Source organism: Arthrobacter sp. P4_F11 (assembly GCF_056401395.1).
Map to the genome: position 1 here is coordinate 1 of NZ_JBFUJK010000038.1, position 3,522 is coordinate 3,522.

3 protein-coding genes are annotated in these 3,522 nt (G+C 67.1%); all 3 read right to left on the reverse strand.

Annotation, left to right across the window (positions count from 1 at the left end; all coding sequences use genetic code 11):
- Nucleotides 1-330: 330 nt before the first annotated feature.
- Nucleotides 331-1,758, reverse strand: coding sequence for an L-serine ammonia-lyase (locus tag AC1DRO_RS21115; RefSeq protein WP_476952331.1), 1,428 nt, complete (start codon nt 1,756-1,758; stop codon nt 331-333).
- 183 nt (nt 1,759-1,941) lie between these two features.
- On the reverse strand, nt 1,942-3,279 hold the full coding sequence (gene glyA, locus AC1DRO_RS21120; RefSeq protein WP_476952332.1) for a serine hydroxymethyltransferase: 1,338 nt from the start codon (nt 3,277-3,279) through the stop codon (nt 1,942-1,944).
- A partial coding sequence (locus AC1DRO_RS21125; protein WP_476952333.1) for a glycine cleavage system protein H occupies nt 3,276-3,522 on the reverse strand: 247 nt, incomplete at its 5' end. The genes glyA and AC1DRO_RS21125, both read right to left, overlap by 4 nt.

Here is a 3,522-nt window from a genome sequence, read left to right on the forward strand (position 1 = left end):
GCTCTGGCGCAGAATTTCACCGGTTTCGCGGTCGATCGCGCAACCCTTGACACTGCGCGCATGGACATCCAAACCGACGTAGGTACGCTTGTTCATGGCTGGAACCTCCAGACGTTCAAATGTGGCTCTACCAGTCCACACCCGCACCAGAATGCGGAACAGACCGTGGGCCGGCAACCCACGAATCTCTTTGAACCCGGGGTTCCAGTCCTACTTCAGGCAACCACCACACTTCATATTGTCTAGGGCCTGCACAGCTGCAGGCGCTAGTTGTAGGCCGTCTGGCCGGAGCGGCCGGCCAGCGCCACCTCAGCCCCGGCGGTCAGCTTCCTAGCACTCCACGACGTTGACGGCGAGGCCGCCCATTGCGGTTTCCTTGTATTTGGAGGACATGTCCTTGCCGGTTTCGCGCATGGTCACGATGACCTCGTCCAGGGAGACCCGGTGCGTGCCGTCGCCCCAGAGCGCCATTTTGGCGGCGTTGATGGCTTTCGCGGCGGCGATCGCGTTGCGTTCGATGCAGGGGACCTGGACGAGCCCGCCGATCGGGTCGCAGGTCAGGCCCAGGTTGTGTTCCATCGCGATTTCCGCGGCGTTTTCCACCTGCTGGGGCGTGCCGCCCATGACTTCGGCCAGGCCGGCGGCCGCCATCGAGGACGCCGAGCCGACCTCGCCCTGGCAGCCGACCTCCGCGCCGGAAATCGAGGCCTGCTCCTTGTAGAGCACCCCGATCGCGCCGGCGGTCAGCAGGAACCTGACCACCACGTCGTCCCGGTCGGCCTGGGTGGCCTGGTCCATGCCGGGGGCGAAGTGCAGGGCGTAGTAGAGCACGGCCGGGATGATGCCGGCGGCGCCGTTCGTGGGGGCGGTGACGACGCGGCCGCCGGAGGCGTTTTCCTCGTTCACGGCCAGCGCGATCAGGTTGACCCATTCCTGCCAGTACTTCGGGTCCCGGTACTCGGGGTCCTGGCCGAGGGTTTCCTTCATGAGGCGTTTGTGCCAGTCCGGGGCGCGGCGGCGGACCTTGAGCCCGCCGGGCAGCAGGCCGGTGCGTTTGAGGCTGACCTCGACGCAGCCTTCCATCACCGAGTAGATGTGCAGCAACCCGTCCCGGATTTCCGCTTCGGTGCGGGAGGCGCGCTCGTTGACGAACATGATGTCGCCGATCGAGAGGCCCTTGGACTGGCAGCGGCCCAGCAGTTCAGCGGCCGTGCGGAAGGGCAGCGGCAGTTCCTTCTTGGATTCGTCGAGTTCCTTCAGGGCCGCGTCTTCCTCGCCCTCGCGGACGATGAAGCCGCCGCCCACGGAGAAGAACGTCGCCTTGTGCAGGACTTCGCCGTCGGCGTCGGAGACCGTGAACGTCATGCCGTTGGTGTGCCGGGGCAGGATGGTCAGCGGGCGCAGGACCATGTCCTGCACCCCATACGGCAGCGCAACACCGTCCCCATCGCCCGCGCCGGCGAGCTGCAGGGTGCCGGTCTCGGCAATGGCAGCGAGCCGACCCTCCACTTCCTCGGGCAGGATCTGCTCGGGGTGGAAGCCCTCCAGGCCGAGCAGGATCGCGGTCATGGTGCCGTGCCCGTGCCCGGTGGCGGCGAGGGAACCGTAAAGGTCCACCCGCAGCGACGCCACCTTCTCCAGGTCCCCGGACGTTTTGAGTTCCTCGGCGAAGACCGCGGCGGCCCGCATGGGTCCCACCGTGTGGGAACTGGATGGCCCTATGCCGATGGAAAAGAGATCGAAGACTCCAACAGCCATTGTCGGTTCCTAACTAGGTCTTGCTGTGGTCCGGCAGAGGGTCCTGCCGGAAGGCGCTGCGCGCGCTGGTTGGCGGCCGCAGGCCGGATGCACGACGCCGGGCGGCGGCTTGTGGCGGCAACCCGGCGTCGTGATCTGTACTGCTGTTAGTTCTGTACTGCTGCTACTTAAGTCTTACGTCGCCTAGGCGAGGTTATCAACCGAGGGGTAGAGCGGGTGGGCGGCGGCGAGGGCCTGAACCCGGGTGCGCAGACCGGACAGGTCCGCGCCGGCCTCCGCGGTCAGCGCCTCGGCGATGATGTCCGCAACCTCGGCGAAGGCTGCCTCGCCAAAACCGCGGGTCGCCAGCGCCGGGGTGCCGATCCGCAGTCCGGAGGTGACCATCGGCGGGCGCGGATCGAACGGGACGGCGTTGCGGTTGACCGTGATGTCGATTTCCGCGAGCCGGTCCTCGGCCTGCTGACCGTTCAGCTCGCAGTTGCGCAGGTCCACCAGGACCAGGTGCACGTCGGTGCCGCCGGAGATCACGTTGATCCCCTGCGCGGTCACGTCGTCCTGGACCAGCCGCTCGGCCAGGATCCGGGCACCGGCGAGCACACGCTCCTGGCGTTCCCTGAACTCTTCGGACGCGGCGATCTTGAAGGCCACGGCCTTGCCCGCGATGACGTGCTCCAGCGGGCCGCCCTGCTGGCCGGGGAACACCGCCGAGTTGATCTTCTTGGCGATCTCGGCGTCGTTGGAGAGGATGATGCCGCCGCGCGGACCCGCGAGGGTCTTGTGCGTCGTGGAGGTGGTGACGTGGGCGTGCGGGACCGGGGACGGGTGCAGCCCGGCCGCGACCAGCCCGGCGAAGTGGGCCATGTCCACCATCAGATACGCSCCSACGGAGTCSGCGATCCGGCGGAACTCGGCGAAGTCCAGCTGCCGGGCGTACGCGGACCAGCCGGCCACGATCAGCGCCGGCTTGTGCTCCAGGGCCAGGCGCTCGACCTCGGCCATGTCGATCCGGTGGTCCTCTTCACGGACCTGGTACGGAATGACGTTATACAGCCGGCCGGAGAAGTTGATCTTCATCCCGTGCGTGAGGTGGCCGCCGTGGGCCAGGTTCAGGCCCATGATGGTGTCCCCGGGCCGGATCAGGGCGTGCATCACCGAGGCGTTGGCCTGCGCGCCGGAGTGCGGCTGGACGTTCGCGTACCCGGCGCCGAACAGGGCCTTGACCCGGTCGATCGCGAGCTGCTCGATCACGTCAACGTGCTCACAGCCGCCGTAGTAACGCTTGCCCGGGTAACCCTCGGCGTACTTGTTCGTCAGCACCGAACCCTGCGCCTGCATCACAGCCCAGGCCGTGTGGTTCTCCGAAGCGATCATCTCCAACCCGTCACGTTGCCGGCTCAGTTCGGCGTCGATCGTCGCGGCGATCTCCGGATCCAGCACGGACAGGTCCGCATCCAGGCTCGCCGACACGACCTGCTCAAACGCGACGGTGCTTGTGCCTGCGGTCGCGGTTACCGCGCTCACAGTTCGCCGCCGTTCTTGGACGCGTACTCCTGGGCCGAGAGCAGCGGGCCGTCCGATTCGGCGGCCACTTTGAAGAGCCAGCCGGCGCCGTACGGATCGCTGTTGATCAGAGAAGGGTCATCGACAACGGCGTCGTTGACCTCGGTGACCTCACCCGTCACCGGTGCGTAGAGGTCCGAGACCGACTTGGTCGACTCAACCTCACCGCAGGTCTCCCCCGCAGTCACCGTCGACCCGACCTCG

Excerpts from the sequence above, each read along its gene's own strand:
- AC1DRO_RS21115 (WP_476952331.1), bottom strand. The coding sequence starts at position 1,758 with ATGGCTGTTGGAGTCTTCGATCTCTTTTCCATCGGCATAGGGCCATCC.